The sequence below is a fragment of the Pseudomonas sp. 910_21 genome (assembly GCF_052850735.1).
Genome location: NZ_VXCY01000004.1, coordinates 371,404 through 385,304 on the forward strand (window position 1 = coordinate 371,404; position 13,901 = coordinate 385,304).

Below are 13,901 nucleotides of genomic sequence, written 5' to 3' on the forward strand. Positions count from 1 at the left end.
AACCCGTCTCCTAAACAGTCACTTCAACGCCGTGTCGCACGACGCGTTTTTCCAGGTCACCGCCCAGCCAGTAGGCCAGGTCGGCGGGACGATCGATCTGCCAGGCGACAAAGTCCGCCACCTTGCCCACTTCCAGCGAACCATGGGTCTGCGCCATGCCCAGGGCCTGGGCCGCGTGCAAGGTGACCCCGGCCAACGCCTCCTCCGGCGTCATACGCAAACAGGTGCAGGCCATGTTCAGCATCAGGCGCAGCGACAGCACCGGCGAAGTCCCGGGATTGAGGTCGCTGGCCACGGCAATCTTCACCCCGTGCTTGCGCAGGGCATCCATCGGTGGCAACTGAGTTTCCCGGAGGAAATAGAACGCACCCGGCAGCAGCACGGCCACGGTCCCCGATGTCGCCATGGCAATGGCATCGTCCTCGGTCATGAACTCCAGGTGATCGGCAGACAGCGCCCGGTAGCGCGCTGCCAGGCTCGAGCCATGCAAGGACGACAATTGTTCGGCATGCAGTTTCACCGGCAGGTCGAGCTTGTGCGCGGCAATGAATACCCGCTCCACCTGGGCCGGGGAGAACGCCAGGTACTCACAGAAGGCATCCACGGCATCCACCAGCCCCTCGGCCGCCAGGGCCGGGAGCATCTCGCTGCAGATATGCTCGATGTAGTCGTCACTGCGCTCGGCATATTCCGGCGGCAGGGCGTGGGCCGCCAGGCAGGTGCTGCGCACACTGACCGGCAACTCCTCGCCGAGACGGCGGATCACCCGCAGGATCTTGCGCTCGCTGGCCAGGTCCAGGCCGTAGCCGGACTTGATCTCGACGCTGGTGACACCGTCCCGCAGCAGGCTCAGCAGACGCTTGCGGGCGCTGACGAACAGTTCCTCTTCAGTGGCTGCGCGGGTCGCCCGTACGGTGCTGGCGATACCGCCACCGGCCGCGGCGATCTCGGCGTAGCTCACGCCCTGCAGGCGCTGCTCGAACTCGCCGCTGCGGTTGCCGCCAAATACCGTGTGGGTGTGGCAATCGATAAAGCCCGGGGTTACCCAGGCTCCAGCCAGGTCCTTGACCTGGGCGTAGTCGCCGGCCGGCGCCTCCGAGCGCCGGCCGATCCACTCGATGTGCGCCCCTGACGTCACCATGGCCGCGTCCTCGATGATCGAGTAGATACCCGAGGCCATGCTGGCGACGTTGCAGTGTTGCCAAAGAGTTTTCATCCAGGGCCTCCGTTAATGATCAGTAGGTAAAGAAGAATCGACGCGGATCTGCTGAGCCTGCCCCGCCACCGGCTTGACCCACAGCATATAGGCCACCACCAGCAGAACGATCCACACCACGCCCACCATCAGCGCCGCCTGGGTTTTCGGGAAATAGCCCAGGACGCCGAAGATGAACAGCATGAAGGCAATCGCCGCTGCCGGCGCCCAAGGCCAGAACGGCACCTTGAACTGCAACCGGGCCACTTGCTCGGCGCTCATGGAGCGACGCATCGCCACGTGGGTCAGAAGAATCATCAGCCACACCCAGACCGTGGCGAAGGTGGCCAGGGACGCGATCAGCAGGAAGATGTTTTCCGGGATCAGGTAGTTCAATACCACGCCGCCCAACAGCGTCACGGCCATCACCACCACGGTCATCCACGGCACGCCGGCCTTGGACACCTGGGCAAAGCCCTTGGGCGCCTGTCCTTGCTGGGCCAGGCCGTACATCATGCGCCCGGCACCAAAGATATCGCTGTTGATCGCCGATACCGCCGCCGAAATCACCACGATATTGAGGATGGTGGCTGCCGAACTGATGCCCAGGCTGTCGAAGATCTGCACGAAGGGGCTGCCCTGGGTGCCAATCTGCGGCCAGGGGAAAATCGACATCAGCACGAACAGGGTCAGTACGTAGAACAGCAAGATGCGCAGAGGCACCGCGTTGATCGCCTTGGGGATGACCCGCTGCGGGTCCTTGGCCTCGCCGGCGGTGACACCGATGATCTCGATACCGCCAAAGGCGAACATCACCACCGCAAAGGACGCGATCACCCCACCAATGCCATTGGGCATGAAGCCGCCATGGGCCCAGAGGTTGCTGGCGCCGGTGGCCTGCTCGGTGGCCGCACTGCCGATACCGAACATCATGATGCCGAACCCGCCGAGGATCATGGCGACGATCGCCCCGACCTTGAGCAGCGACAACCAGAACTCCATCTCGCCGAAGACCTTGACGCTGCACAGGTTGAGGCCGCCGATCAGCAGGACGATGCCCAGTACCCAGATCCAGCGTGCTACTTCGGGAAACCAGAAGCCCATATAGATGCCAAAGGCAGTGACGTCCGCCAGACAGACGATGAGCATCTCGAACGCGTAGGTCCAGCCCAGGATAAAGCCCGGCAAAGGCCCCAGGTACTGACTGGCGTACTGCCCGAAGGAGCCGGACACCGGGTTGTGCACGGCCATCTCCCCCAGGGCGCGCATCACCATGAACACCGCTGCGCCACCAATCAGGTAGGCCAGCAGCACGGCCGGGCCGGCCATCTGGATGGCGGAGGCCGACCCGTAGAACAACCCGGTGCCAATGGCCGACCCCAGGGCCATGAAGCGAATGTGGCGGGCCGTCAGCCCGCGTTTCAATCCTTGGGTTTGCTGTGTCATTTCTCGTCCCTAATTATTCTTATCAGAGAAAGCGGTGGACCGACCCTCAATAGCCAAGGCCCGGCCCACCCAAAGATTTCGCCGACGCGCAACCCCCGCAGGAGCCCGCTGGCCGGCGAAAGTGTCTTAGAGGCTCGGCAGCAACTGAGCCGGCAACAGGTCGTTCAGGCACCGCGAAGCCAACAATTCGCTGGCCGCGTTGATATCCGGTGCAAAGAAACGGTCCTTCTCGTAATACGCCACTTTCTCGCGCAGGGTGGCACGGGCTTTTTCCAGGGTCGGCGAGGTTTTCAGGCCTTCGCGCAGGTCCAGGCCCTGACAGGCCGCCAGCCATTCCACGGCCAGAACACCGCGGGTGTTCTCGGCCATTTCCCACAGGCGCTTGCCGGCGGCCGGAGCCATGGACACGTGGTCTTCCTGGTTGGCGGAGGTGGGAATGCTGTCCACCGAGTGCGGGTGGGCCAGGGCCTTGTTCTCGCTGGCCAGGGCCGCAGCGGTCACCTGGGCGATCATGAAGCCGGAGTTGACCCCGCCATTGGCCACCAGGAACGGCGGCAGCTGGGACATGTGCTTGTCCATCATCAGCGAGATACGGCGCTCGCTCAGGGAAGCGATCTCGGCGATGGCCAGAGCCATGTTGTCGGCCGCCATGGCAACGGGTTCGGCGTGGAAGTTGCCACCGGAAATCACATCGCCTTCGGCTGCGAACACCAGCGGGTTATCGGACACGGCGTTGGCTTCGACCACCAGCACTTCGGCCGCCTGGCGGAACTGGGTCAGGCAGGCGCCCATCACTTGCGGCTGGCAACGCAGGGAGTACGGGTCCTGAACCTTGTCGCAGTTCTGGTGCGAGGCGGACACCTCGGTGCTGTCTCCCAGCAAGGCGCGATAGGCCGCAGCGGTATCGATCTGCCCGCGCTGGCCGCGAGCGGCGTGAATCCGTGGATCGAACGGCGAGCGCGAACCCAGCACGGCTTCCACCGTCAGGCCGCCACAGACCAGGGCACCGGCGAACAGGTCTTCGCCTTCGAACAGACCGCGCAGGGCGTATGCGGTGGACACCTGGGTGCCGTTGAGCAGCGCCAGGCCCTCCTTGGCGGCCAGGGTCAGCGGCTTGAGGCCGGCGATTTCCAGGGCTGCGGTCGCTTCCAGCCATTGGCCTTTGTAGCGCGCCTTGCCCTCACCCAGCAGCACCAGGGACATGTGGGCCAAAGGCGCCAGGTCGCCGGAAGCGCCCACCGAGCCCTTGAGTGGAATATGCGGATAGACCTCGGCGTTGATCAGGGCGATCAGGGCATCGATCACCTGACGGCGGATGCCTGAGAAACCGCGGCTCAGGCTGTTGACCTTGAGCACCATGATCAGACGCACCAGATCGTCGCTGATGGGCTCGCCCACGCCGGCGGCATGGGACAGCACCAGGGAACGCTGGAGGTTTTCCAGGTCGGCGCTGGCGATGCGGGTCGAAGCCAGCAGGCCAAACCCGGTGTTGATCCCGTAGGCGGTGCGGTTCTCGGCGAGAATCTGCTCGACACAAGCGACGCTGGCGTCGATCTGCGCCGAGGCGCTGTCATCCAGGGTCAGGGTCAGCGGCTGCTGATAGATGGCCCGCAGTTGGGCCAAGGTCAGTTGGCCGGGAATCAGGTTTAGCGCAGTCACATTCATGCTCCTTTTGAGAGTTTTGTAATAACTACCAGTCGCTCCGGAAGCTTCCGTTATCCGTCGTCACTCGCAGTATCGAGCGAGTGACGCCTTGGCACGCTGGTTATGGGAAAAACGGTTTATTGCACTTTGGAAAAACGTTTGGGCAGCAGCAAAGGGTCCTTGAGCAGCGCCGCGGCGCCGGCAATGTCCGGCGCCAGCCAGCGGTCCTGGTCATAGGCCGCAATCCGCTCGCGCAGCAGGCACCAGGCGATACCGGTGCCGGTGCCGAAGCGCTGCTCCTTGAGAAATTCGAAGGCCTGGGCGGCCAGCAGGTACTCGATGGCCAGGATCTGGGTGCAGTTCTCCAGCACCTGATGCAGCTTCAGCGCGGCGTTGGTGCCCAGGCTCAAGTGGTCCTCCTGCAGGCCCGAAGTCACGTAGTTGTCCAGCACCGCCGGCTGGGCCAACTGACGGTTCTGCGCACACAGCGAGGCCGCCACGTACTGCACGATCATCATTCCGGAGTTGACCCCGGGCTCGCTCACCAGGAATGCCGGCAAGCCGCTGACATGGGGGTTGATCAAGCGGTCCAGGCGACGTTCGGCAATGGAGCCGACCTCGGCCATGGCGATGGCCAGCAGATCCGCCGCCAGAGCCACCGATTGCCCGTGAGGGTTGGCCTGAGACACCACCCGATAGTGATCCGGGGTGCCCAGCAGCAACGGGTTGTCGGTAGCTCCATTGAGCTCGGTTTCTACCTGCTTGATCGCATGGGCCAACTGATCCCGGGCTGCACCATGTACCTGGGGAATGGAGCGGATACTCAAGGCGTCCTGGGTGCGAATGCCGCGGCTAGCGGCGATGACTTCACTGCCATCGAGCAAGGCCCGCAGATTGCTGCCCACCACCTGCATGCCGGGGTGCGCCTTGAGGGCGATGATCTCGGCATCGAAGGCGTCGATCTGGCCCCGCTGGGCTTCGAAGCTCATGGCGCCGATCACGTCGGCCCACTGCAACAGGCGGCTGGCATCGGCCAGGGCCAGACAGCTCAGACCCGTCATGCACGGCGTGCCGTTGACCAGGCACAAGCCATCCTTGGCCCCCAGTTGCACCGGCTGCAGCCCCTCTTCGGCCAGGGCCTGTTCGGCGCAAACAATGCGACCGCGATAGCTGACCTGACCGACGCCCAGCAAGGCGATGCCAATGTGGGCCATATGGGTCAGATAACCCACCGACCCCTGGGACGGCACTTGTGGGGTGATGCCGCGATTGAGCAAGGCCAGCAACGCCTCGACCACCTGCCGGTGGATACCGGATTTACCATGGCTGTAGTTGATGATGGCGGCGCAGAGGATCGCCCGAGTCTGTTCGTCGGCCAGCGCCGGCCCGACACCGCAGGCATGGCTGAGCAAGGTATTGCGCGATAGCTGGCTGAGTTGCTCACCGGCCAGCACCACGTTGCACAAGGCGCCAAGGCCCGTGCTGATGCCATAGGCGCGCTCGCCGCTGTTCACCACCTGGCGGACGATGGCCTGGGCATTGTCGATACGCGCCCAGGCCTGGGCCGACAGCTCGAGCTGCGCGCCATGACGGGCGACGGCGACTACATCCTGCCAACCCAGGGGGGCGTCGGCGATAACGATTTTTTCAGCCTGGGACATCGGGGACCTCTTCTTGCAAACCTTGGGTTGTCTGCCGCTTTGCCGGACCTTTCGCCGGCAAGCCGGCTCCTACACTGTGGCGGCGCGACGCTGGACGAAACGATCGACGTATTCATCCGCTGGCGAATGCAGGATCTCCTTCGGCGTCCCCACCTGGATCAGGCGGCCGTCCTTGAGAATCGCGATGCGATTGCCGATGCGTACCGCCTCGTCCAGGTCGTGGGTGATGAAGACGATGGTCTTGTGCAGGGTCTTCTGCAGCTCGAGCAACTGGTCCTGCATCTCGGCACGGATCAACGGGTCCAGGGCGCTGAAGGCTTCGTCCATGAGGATGATGTCGGTGTCTGCAGCCAGGGCCCGGGCCAGGCCGACGCGCTGGCGCATGCCGCCGGACAGCTGGTGCGGGTACTTCTTCTCGTAACCCTTGAGGCCCACGGTGTTGATCCAGTGCAAGGCCCGCTCGGCGCACACCGACTTGCTCTCGCCACGCACCTTGAGGCCGTAGGCGACGTTGTCCTGGACATTGCGGTGGGGCAGCAGACCGAAGCTCTGGAACACCATGCTGATCTTGTGTCGACGGAATTGGCGCAGGGCTTCCATGTCGTATTGCAGGATGTCTTCGCCATCCACCAGGATCGCCCCACTGGTGGGGTCGATCAGGCGGTTGAAGTGACGCACCAGAGTCGACTTGCCGGAACCGGACAGGCCCATGATGACGAAGATCTCACCGGTGCCGATGCTCAAGGACAGGTCGTTGACCCCCACTACGCAACCGGTTTCGGCCAGCACCTGGTCCTTGCCCTTGCCTTGGCCAATCATCGCCAGGGCGTCGGCGGAACGGTTGCCGAATATCTTGAAGACGTTCTTGACTTCGATCTTGCTGACGGCAGCGTTGTTCATTTGTTCACCTCATGGCGTGGACGACCATAGGCCTGGGTAATGCGGTCGATCACCACCGCCAGAATCACGATCGCCAACCCGGCTTCCAGGCCGCGCCCGACGTTGAGGGTCTGGATCCCCACCAGCACATCCTCGCCCAGGCCACGGGCGCCGATCATCGAGGCGATCACCACCATCGACAGGGCCATCATGGTGGTCTGGTTGATCCCCGCCATGATGCTCGGCAGGGCCAGGGGCAGTTGTACGCCGAACAGCTGTTGCCAGCGGTTGGCACCGAAGGCGTTGATCGCCTCCATCACTTCACCGTCCACCTGGCGGATGCCCAGGTCGGTGAGACGAATCAGCGGCGGTGCGGCGTAGATCACCGTGGCGAAGATCGCCGGCACCTTGCCCAGGCCAAACAGCATCAGCACCGGGATCAGGTACACGAAGCTGGGCATGGTCTGCATGATGTCCAGCAGCGGCATCAATACCGAACGCAGGCGGTTGCTGCGGGCCGAGAGGATCCCCAGGGGAATGCCGATCAGCACTGAGATCACCGTCGCCACCAGCATCAGCGCCAGGGTCTGCATCAGCTTGTCCCACAGGCCGACGGCGCCCACCAGGAACAGCAGGCCGACAATCACCGCCGTGGTCAGCAGCTTGCGGGTGGAATGCCAGGCGATGCCGCCGACAATCGCCAGCATCAGCCACCAGGGCGCCGCGCGCAGCAGGCCTTCAAGGTTGACGATGGCCCACAACAGGGTGTCGGAGATGTGCCGGAACACATCGCCGTAGTGGGTCACCAGGGAGTCGACCCAGCCGTTGACCCAGTCGGCGATGGAAAAGGTGAAGCTTTCTGGAAACATAAGAAATTCTCGATCAAAGGAGGTTGTGGTCCAGCCTCCGACGGCTCTTGTGAACCGCCGGAAAAGCCCGACCTACAAGGCCGCGTCGATTTTCCTGGCTGCGTCGTCACTCACCCATGCGTGCCAGACTTCAGGATGTTCCTTGAGGAAGATTTTCGCCAGTTTCGGCGACTCGATGCGCTCGCGGGTCATGCGCGCGAGGTTCTGGTTAAGCAGGTCGATGGGCAGGTTGGCCTTGGCCAGTACCGCCACCAACTCCGGGGCTTCGTCGTGGAAGGTCTTGGACAGGCCGACCTTGATGCTCACGCTCTTGTCGACGCCGGGTTTCTCATCCAGCTTGACCAGATCCACCTGGCCCATCAGCGGGGTCGGCGACCAGTAGTAGAAGAGAATCGGTTCGCCACGCTTGTAGCTCGACAGCACCGCCGCATCCAGGGCCGGGCCGGTGCCCGGACGGAAGTTGGTGTAGCTGCTTTCCAGGCCGTAGCTCTTGAGCATCTCGCTGTTGTCCAGCTCACAGGTCCAGCCGGCCGGGCAATTGTAGAAGCGGCCCTTGGTCGGCTCTTCCGGGTCCTTGAACACGCTGGCGTACTTGCCCAGGTCGGCGATGTTCTGCAAGTCCGGCGCCTTGGCTTCGAGCTTGCGCTTGGCGTCGCCCTCGATCACATAACGCGGCACATACCAGCCTTCGACGGCGCCCACCACCGGTGCGCCGACACCCACGACCTTGCCGGCCTTCTCGGCCTTGTTCCACACCTCGCTGCGGCCCACCCACTCTTCGGCGAAGACCTGGATGTCATTGCTGCCCAGGGCGTTCTCCATGGTGATGGAGTTGCCCGGCAGGCTGTCGGTCTTGCAGTCGTAGCCCTTCTCCAGAACAAACTGCAGGACGTCGGTCAGCAACATGCCGCTTTCCCAATTCAGACCGGCGAACTTCACCGTTTTGCCCGACTCGCACCAGCCGGCCGCCTGGGCGCCGGAAGCGGCCAGCAAGCCCAAGGACAGCAACGTGGTCAGCAGGGTCTTATGCATTTTCATTGTGTGACGCTCCTAATCATGAGTTGGCTTACGGCAGTTAAGAGGCATCCAGCCCTGTCCACGTCCCGTCAAGACTCACACCGCAGCAGCGCGACGGGCCTGACTCAGCTTTTGTTCGTTGGGCGCGTCCTGCTCTACCGGCAGGATCAGGTGCTCGGGCACCGCGCCATGCCACTTCTTCGCGCAGACGTAGTACAACGCCGCGGGCACCACCAGGCCGATGATCCAGGAGATATCGGTATCGCCAAGACTCGCCACCAGGGGGCCGGTATAGAAGTGGGTGGAGATGAACGGCATCTGGATCAGCACGCCGAACACATAAATGGAGATGCCCATGGCATTCCAGCGCCCGTAGCGGCCGTCCGGGTTGGACAGGGCCGGGATGTCATAGCGCTCTTTGGTGATGCAATAGAAGTCCACCAGGTTGATCGCGCTCCAGGGCGTGAAGAACGCCAGCAGGAACAGGATGAAGGCGGAGAAGTCCTTGAGGAACGAGTCCTTGCCCAGCAGTGCCAGCGCCGCGGCGATCGACACCATGAGGAAGATGTAGAGCAGGCGCACGCCACTGCCGATATGCCGGCTGCCGCGGAAGCCGCTGATGATGGTGGCGATCGACATGAAGCTGCCGTAGGCGTTCAGGGTGGTCACCGTGACCTTGCCGAAGGCCACCGCAAAATACAGCAGGCCGGCGACGATCCCGGTACCACCGAGGCTGACGATGAACGACACCTCATGATGGGCGAACTGGGAACCGGCCAGCGCCGCGGCAAACACCCCGAAGACCATTGAGGCCTGGGCGCCGATCACCGAACCCAGGCCAACCGCCCAGAAGGTTTTTGCCGCCGAAGTGCTGCGCGGCAGATAACGCGAGTAATCGGCCACATAGGGGCCAAAGGCAATCTGCCAAGAGGCCGACAGCGACACCGCCAACAGGAAGCTGGCCAGTGAGAAATGCTTGTTGCCGAGCAAGGCCGCGATATCGTTGCCTGCCAGCAGCTTGTAGAACAGATAGATGAAAGCCACCACGCCAAGCACGCTGGCGATACGACCGATACCGTGGATCACCCGGTAGCCAAAAATGGTGAAGACCATGATCGAGCCGGCGAACAGCACAATGCCGACCCAGTCCTCGACGTGCAGCAATTGCGCCACCGCCTGCCCGGCCAGCAACGAGCCGCTGGCGGAAAAGCCGACGTACATCAGGCACACCAGCACCAGAGGAATCACCGCGCCATACACACCGAACTGCACGCGGCTGGAGATCATCTGCGGCAGCCCCAGTTGCGGCCCTTGCGCCGCATGCAGCGCCATCACCCCGCCGCCCAGCAGTTGCCCGATCAACAGACCGATCAACGACCAGAACACATCACCGCCCAACACCACCGCCAGAGCGCCGGTGACGATAGCCGTGATCTGCAGGTTGGCACCCAGCCACAGGGTGAACTGGCTCAATAGACGACCGTGTCTTTCCGCTTCCGGGATGTAGTCGATCGAACGCCTTTCGATCAACGGCTTGTTGCTTGCACGATCATTCGATGAAGCCATGGACGTCAAACCTCTAATGGGCACTGCAGACGATTTCCACTGTAGGAGCGCGCTTGCTCGCGAGGCGGTGTAGCTGATGCACCGCGGTGCTTGCTTCGCCAGCAAGCTGGCTCCGACAGGGAGGGGTGGTTATTTGCCGGTGATCATCGGCAGGTTCAGGCCCTGTTCCTTGGCGCAATCGATAGCAATCTGATAACCGGCGTCGGCATGCCGCATGACCCCGGTGGCCGGATCGTTGTGCAGTACCCGGGCAATCCGCTCGGCTGCCTCATCGGTACCGTCGCAGACGATGACCATCCCCGAATGCTGGGAGAAGCCCATGCCAACGCCACCGCCATGGTGCAGGGAAACCCAGGTCGCGCCACTGGCGGTGTTCAACAGGGCGTTGAGCAGCGGCCAGTCGGACACGGCGTCGGAACCGTCCTGCATGGATTCGGTTTCACGGTTCGGGCTGGCTACGGAGCCGGAGTCCAGGTGATCGCGACCAATGACGATCGGCGCCGACAACTCGCCGCTGCGCACCATCTCGTTGAACGCCAGACCCAGCTTGGCGCGCTGGCCCAGGCCGACCCAGCAGATCCGCGCCGGCAGGCCCTGGAAGCTGATGCGCTCACGCGCCATGTCCAGCCAGTTGTGCAGGTGGGCGTCGTCGGGGATCAGTTCCTTGACCTTGGCGTCGGTCTTGTAGATGTCCTGAGGATCACCGGACAGCGCCGCCCAACGGAACGGGCCGATGCCGCGGCAGAACAGCGGACGGATATAGGCCGGGACGAAACCTGGGAAGTCGAAAGCGTTTTCCACGCCCTCTTCCTGGGCCATCTGGCGGATGTTGTTGCCATAGTCGAAGGTCGGAACGCCCATTTTCTGGAAGGCCAACATGGCTTTGACGTGCTCGGCCATGGACTGCTTGGCGGCCTTGATCACGGCAGCAGGCTCGGTCTTGGCGCGGTCGCGATACTGCTCCCAGGTCCAGCCTTTGGGCAGGTAGCCGTTGAGCGGATCGTGGGCGCTGGTCTGGTCGGTGACCATGTCCGGACGCACGCCACGGCGTACCAGTTCCGGAAGGATTTCAGCGGCGTTGCCGCACAGGGCGATGGAGATCGCGCGGCCTTCGGCGGTGTACTTCTTGATCCGCGCCAGGGCGTCGTCCAGGTCAGTGGCCTGCTCGTCGACGTAGCGCGTCTTGAGGCGGAAGTCGATGCTGATCTGCTGGCACTCGATGTTCAGCGAGCAAGCCCCGGCCAGGGTCGCGGCCAGCGGTTGTGCGCCGCCCATGCCGCCGAGGCCGGCGGTCAGAACCCAGCGACCCTTGAGGTTGGAATCATAGTGCTGGCGACCGGCTTCAACGAAGGTTTCGTAGGTACCCTGGACGATGCCCTGGCTACCGATATAGATCCAGCTGCCGGCGGTCATCTGGCCGTACATGGCCAGGCCCTTGGCGTCCAGCTCATTGAAGTGCTCCCAACTGGCCCAGTGCGGCACCAGGTTGGAGTTGGCGATCAGGACCCGTGGCGCGTTGCTGTGGGTCTTGAACACGCCCACCGGCTTACCGGATTGCACCAGCAGGGTCTCGTCGTCATTCAGCTGAGTCAGGGCTTCGACGATCTTGTCGTAGCACTCCCAGTTGCGCGCGGCGCGACCAATGCCGCCGTAGACCACCAGTTCCTTGGGGTTCTCGGCAACTTCCGGGTCGAGGTTGTTCATCAGCATGCGCAGCGGCGCTTCGGTCAGCCAGCTCTTGGCGGTCAGCTTGTTGCCGCGTGCGGCGCGAATTTCGACATTGCGGAATTTGGTGGGTTTGCTGTCAGTCACGGAAAAACTCCTCGGCGATGAGTCCAAGGTGCGAAGAGGATTCCATCGACTCTTACGCACACATATTTACTTGTACATACAAGCATATGCAATCAAGCGGCCAACTCGCTTGAGACGTAACTGAAAAACCTTGGGAGAAAACCGCAGGCCTTGCTGGACAAGGCTTTCAACAGGGCGAGAATTTTCTAGAAGAGATTTTTGGCCGCAACGAAGCTGTTACCAAAACTCGGTTTTGCGCTGTGCTGGGGCGTTCGGTAACAAACTGGTGCGCGAGAGAAACAGCAACTGCAGGGAAATGTGCGCCCGTTCTGCACGACAGGTGCGCACTGGGGTTCTGGCGCAGCGAGGGAGCGAATAGAAGAGAGAAGCCGGCAGCAGGCGCAGGCCGTATCCCGGCCTGCACCCACCCACAATGATCAGATGGCGGTGAGCTCGATGACACAGCAGCGTCCATCGGTGGCGATTTCCACAACCCCGGCATTGTCATCCAGGCGCAGGCAGTCATAACGCCCCAATGCCTGCACCGGAGTGCTACCCGTGTCCACCCAGGCCTGTTCGGCAGCACTGAACACCAGCACGGTGTGTGCCTGGGTGAAGAAACGTTGCTGACCATCGAACCACTGCAAGCGAGCGACGTAACGCTCAGGGCAGTAGATCAGGTTGAAATCGCGGATCGCCCCCTCCAGCAGGGTGCAATTCACCTGGCTGGCACCGCTGAAGGCAAAGGGGTCCAGGGGCAGCAAGGGCCGTACCTCTTCGCCATCGACCGTCAGTTGCATACCCGCACCCTGCAGCACGGTGATGATCCGCTGATAACCGGCAAAGCTGGAAAAGCCGCCGGATTCGCCGATATCGGCAATCGACAGGCGCCAGCCAAACCCTTCGAGGCCAGTGCCGGCATCACGAGTGATTTCTTCGGTGCTGCCGCCGCCGTTTTTCCACGGCATGCGCGGGTAGTCGGCGGCGCGTAACAAAGTGGACTGGATCATTTATGAAAGCGCCCTTCCAGACGATGACGGGAACCGGGGTGGATCAAGCGGGCGGCGGTCACCGGCTGGCGCCCGGACCAGGTGCGACGCCGAATCAACAGGCACGGCTCGCCACGCTCGATCTGCAGCAGCTCGCACTCTTCAGGCTCGGCGAGAATCGCCTCCACCACATGCTCGCCCTCGGTCAATGGGGCGACCTGGGACAGATAGGCGTAGGGGGTTTGCAGGGTGAAGTCCTGCTTGAGGTACTCCGGCGCCACCAGGGCGTTGACGAAGCGATCCTCAATCTGCACCGGGATGTCGTTCTCGAAATGCACGATCAGCGAGTGGAAAACCCTCTGGCCTTCGCGCATGTCCAGGGCCAGGGCGCGCTCGGAACCGGCAGCCTCTTCGCCCAGGGTGACGACCTGGCAGGTGTGGCGATGACCGCGGGAGGCGATCTCGTCGGCAATGTTATGCACTTCGAACAAGGCCGACTGGCTCTTGGGTTCGGCGACGAAGGTCCCCACGCCCTGCATGCGCACCAGCATGCCCTCAGCGGTCATTTCCCGCAGCGCGCGGTTGATGGTCATGCGGCTGAAGCCCAGCTGATTGACCAGTTCGCTTTCCGAGGGAACGCGGTAATGCGGCGGCCAGTTTCCGCTCTCGATCTGCTGGGTGATCATCTGTTTGACGCGGGCATACAAGGGCGCCGGACTATCGCCCAGATGGGCAGCCAGCGGCGATTTGGCAGGCGGAGTCGGCACGGGAAATCCTTGTTGAGCAAAAAAGGTGACTAGCTTGCCGGAGTTTACCGAGCAGGCAAACGTCTGTATATGTATAT

Annotated in this window: 11 protein-coding genes; all 11 read right to left on the bottom strand. The window is 62.8% G+C overall.

From position 1 onward, the window contains the following. Positions 1-10: 10 nt before the first annotated feature. The 11 genes from hutI to hutC all read right to left on the bottom strand — a co-directional run bounded on the left by hutI (position 11) and on the right by hutC (position 13,824). Complete coding sequence (gene hutI, locus FW796_RS15395; protein ID WP_404938088.1) at positions 11-1,216, bottom strand: imidazolonepropionase; 1,206 nt, start codon at positions 1,214-1,216, stop codon at positions 11-13. A 12-nt stretch (positions 1,217-1,228) separates the two neighbouring features. Then, positions 1,229-2,641, bottom strand: coding sequence for an amino acid permease (locus FW796_RS15400; RefSeq protein ID WP_346634442.1), 1,413 nt, complete (start codon positions 2,639-2,641; stop codon positions 1,229-1,231). A 126-nt stretch (positions 2,642-2,767) separates the two neighbouring features. After that, complete coding sequence (gene hutH, locus FW796_RS15405; RefSeq protein ID WP_346634441.1) at positions 2,768-4,306, bottom strand: histidine ammonia-lyase; 1,539 nt, start codon at positions 4,304-4,306, stop codon at positions 2,768-2,770. A gap of 116 nt (positions 4,307-4,422) precedes the next feature. Next, the gene (locus FW796_RS15410; RefSeq protein WP_446439528.1) at positions 4,423-5,946 is read right to left on the bottom strand and encodes an HAL/PAL/TAL family ammonia-lyase; all 1,524 of its coding nucleotides are present in this window, start codon (positions 5,944-5,946) and stop codon (positions 4,423-4,425) included. A 69-nt stretch (positions 5,947-6,015) separates the two neighbouring features. Next, positions 6,016-6,846: a quaternary amine ABC transporter ATP-binding protein gene (locus FW796_RS15415; RefSeq protein ID WP_346634439.1), complete on the bottom strand. Its 831-nt coding sequence runs from the start codon at positions 6,844-6,846 to the stop codon at positions 6,016-6,018. After that, positions 6,843-7,694 carry an ABC transporter permease gene (locus FW796_RS15420; RefSeq protein ID WP_346634438.1) on the bottom strand — a complete coding sequence of 284 codons (852 nt, stop codon included), beginning with the start codon at positions 7,692-7,694 and terminating at the stop codon, positions 6,843-6,845. Before FW796_RS15420 ends, FW796_RS15415 begins: the two co-directional genes overlap by 4 nt. A gap of 72 nt (positions 7,695-7,766) precedes the next feature. Next, positions 7,767-8,732 carry an ABC transporter substrate-binding protein gene (locus FW796_RS15425; protein ID WP_404938086.1) on the bottom strand — a complete coding sequence of 322 codons (966 nt, stop codon included), beginning with the start codon at positions 8,730-8,732 and terminating at the stop codon, positions 7,767-7,769. Positions 8,733-8,807: 75 nt separating this feature from the next. Next, positions 8,808-10,277 (bottom strand): purine-cytosine permease family protein, encoded by a 1,470-nt coding sequence (locus FW796_RS15430; RefSeq protein WP_404938085.1) that lies wholly within the window; start codon positions 10,275-10,277, stop codon positions 8,808-8,810. 129 nt (positions 10,278-10,406) lie between these two features. After that, positions 10,407-12,089: a urocanate hydratase gene (hutU, locus tag FW796_RS15435; RefSeq protein WP_346634435.1), complete on the bottom strand. Its 1,683-nt coding sequence runs from the start codon at positions 12,087-12,089 to the stop codon at positions 10,407-10,409. 416 nt (positions 12,090-12,505) lie between these two features. Continuing rightward, entirely contained in the window at positions 12,506-13,078 is a 573-nt protein-coding gene (locus tag FW796_RS15440) for a HutD/Ves family protein (protein WP_346634434.1), read from the bottom strand. After that, positions 13,075-13,824 (bottom strand): histidine utilization repressor, encoded by a 750-nt coding sequence (gene hutC / locus FW796_RS15445; protein WP_123724121.1) that lies wholly within the window; start codon positions 13,822-13,824, stop codon positions 13,075-13,077. The genes FW796_RS15440 and hutC overlap by 4 nt, the downstream gene beginning before the upstream one ends. Between the last annotated feature and the right edge of the window lie 77 nt (positions 13,825-13,901).

Excerpts from the sequence above, each read along its gene's own strand:
- hutI (WP_404938088.1), bottom strand. The coding sequence starts at position 1,216 with ATGAAAACTCTTTGGCAACACTGCAACGTCGCCAGCATGGCCTCGGGT.
- FW796_RS15400 (WP_346634442.1), bottom strand. The coding sequence starts at position 2,641 with ATGACACAGCAAACCCAAGGATTGAAACGCGGGCTGACGGCCCGCCAC.
- hutH (WP_346634441.1), bottom strand. The coding sequence starts at position 4,306 with ATGAATGTGACTGCGCTAAACCTGATTCCCGGCCAACTGACCTTGGCC.
- FW796_RS15410 (WP_446439528.1), bottom strand. The coding sequence starts at position 5,946 with ATGTCCCAGGCTGAAAAAATCGTTATCGCCGACGCCCCCCTGGGTTGG.
- FW796_RS15415 (WP_346634439.1), bottom strand. The coding sequence starts at position 6,846 with ATGAACAACGCTGCCGTCAGCAAGATCGAAGTCAAGAACGTCTTCAAG.
- FW796_RS15420 (WP_346634438.1), bottom strand. The coding sequence starts at position 7,694 with ATGTTTCCAGAAAGCTTCACCTTTTCCATCGCCGACTGGGTCAACGGC.
- FW796_RS15425 (WP_404938086.1), bottom strand. The coding sequence starts at position 8,732 with ATGAAAATGCATAAGACCCTGCTGACCACGTTGCTGTCCTTGGGCTTG.
- FW796_RS15430 (WP_404938085.1), bottom strand. The coding sequence starts at position 10,277 with ATGGCTTCATCGAATGATCGTGCAAGCAACAAGCCGTTGATCGAAAGG.
- FW796_RS15440 (WP_346634434.1), bottom strand. The coding sequence starts at position 13,078 with ATGATCCAGTCCACTTTGTTACGCGCCGCCGACTACCCGCGCATGCCG.